This is a genomic window from Arthrobacter sp. SAFR-023 (assembly GCF_051965295.1).
GTDB lineage: Bacteria > Actinomycetota > Actinomycetes > Actinomycetales > Micrococcaceae > Arthrobacter.
Map to the genome: position 1 here is coordinate 1 of NZ_JBQCMF010000045.1, position 1,713 is coordinate 1,713.

General features: G+C 62.2%; 1 protein-coding gene and 1 pseudogene. Both read right to left on the reverse strand.

Translation table 11 applies throughout. The annotated features are described in order from the left end of the window. Positions 1-472: 472 nt before the first annotated feature. Entirely contained in the window at positions 473-1,522 is a 1,050-nt protein-coding gene (locus tag ACTHQX_RS21645) for a Gfo/Idh/MocA family protein (protein WP_440159294.1), read from the reverse strand. A gap of 74 nt (positions 1,523-1,596) precedes the next feature. After that, positions 1,597-1,713: pseudogene (locus ACTHQX_RS21650) on the reverse strand (sugar phosphate isomerase/epimerase); the annotation flags it as partial.

The window sequence follows — 1,713 nt, forward strand, 5'->3', positions numbered from 1 at the left end:
GATCTGGTACTCATCCTCAATCAACAGGGCAATCTTTGATCCATGCAAACTCATGGGTGACTCACTTTCTCGTTGTGCTCTTTGTGGTGGTAATCCCTGCGGGATGCCGGACGGCGTCTGGCGAATCTTCGGGGCTGCCGGCCCCACGGGCTTGCTGCTCCTGCCCTGAACCCACGCGGTCGTCAGGCGTGTGGAGCTTACGGTCACGGCTGCGGAATGCGGAATCGCACGCCTTCCCAGAAGAACGTCAAGAGGCGCTGGCTCGGTGTCAGGTTGGGATGTGCCACAACTCGCGTATGCGTCTTGCAAGGCGCGAGTTGCTGGTCGCACGAATGCAAACGGCAGGGATATTGCAGGCGGGCCGAACTCGGTTGCAAGACGAATCTCCGGGCCCAAACGCAGGGTCCCGGAGCCCGCGTGTCATTCTGCATTTCCTGTTTGCGATGTCAACGACGCCGTCGGTGCGGCCCTGCTATAGGTTCTTGTGGAGTTGGTGAGCCTTTGACTCGGTCTGGGTGCTGCTGTCACGGGGTTCCAGTCCGATGGCTTTGTAGCAGTCGTCCATTAGCTCCATGGTCCGGACGGCGTCTGCGCTGTCTGTGGGCATGGGGATTCCGTGCCGGATGAGGCCGGCGAAGGCGTCCAGCTGGTAGGTGTAGGAGGATCTTGTGCCCAGGTGCTCGATCCGTTGGCCGTCACTGGTGTTCACCTTGAGGCTGTCGTCGGTATGAGGGAGGATGAAATTTGCCACTGTGGCTTGTCCCTTGCTTCCAACGACGCGGTAGGTCATTTCGGCTCGGGTTCCATTCATGTTGCATTGTGCCGTCGCGGTGACTCCCGAGGGATAGACCAAGTCGGCGTCAACCCATTCGTCGACTCCGGGCAGGCCGGAGCGTTCGGCTCCCCGGGCGTTGATGAGAGTGGGATTACCCCCTGCCAAGGGGGCCATGGCGCGGATGGCGTGGAGGCTGTAGCAGCCCAGGTCCATCAGCGCTCCCCCCGCCAGGGGCAGTGACCACCTTGGGTCTTCCGGTGGTGGAGGTGGAATCATCACCATGGTCTCCACGCGTCGAAGCTCGCCGAGTTCCCCCGAGGCGACGAGTTCGTGGAGCCGCTTCGTGACAGGGTGGTAAAGATAGTGGAAGCCGTCCACGACCTTGACGCCCGCACGTTCCCCTGCATCGCGCACATTCCTGGCTTCTGTCGCGTTTGCGGCGAACGGTTTCTCCGACAGGACGTGTTTTCCTGCGGCGATGGCCGCCAGGTTCCAAGGGGCGTGCAGCGAGTTGGCCAGGGGGTTGTAGACCGCTTCGATCTCCGGGTCATTAACAAGATCTTCGTAGGAGCCGAGTACCCGTTCCACGCCATGCTGGCCGGCGAAGGCCTGTGCCCGGTCCCGGTCGCGGGCTGCGACAGCGACCAGCCGTGCACCCGTCAGCCTTGCAGGTTCAACGATGGATGTCGGGCTGATGCGGGATGCTCCCAGGATGCCGATGCGCAGCGGTGCTTCTTCTTCGTCCATCTGTCTGGTCCTTTCCGGCTTCTGTCGATTTCTCCATACCGTCTTGATCACGGCGCCTCACGCCCAGCGCCTGGCTATTGCTTGAAGGCGGCGTCGAAGCTGGTTTGGGAGGAGGGGAAGTCGAACTTCTTCAGCGCGGCGAGGGCTTCGGGGGCGCCGTGGAGGCGGTCCATGCCGGCGTCTTCCCACTC

Excerpts from the sequence above, each read along its gene's own strand:
- ACTHQX_RS21645 (WP_440159294.1), bottom strand. The coding sequence starts at position 1,522 with ATGGACGAAGAAGAAGCACCGCTGCGCATCGGCATCCTGGGAGCATCC.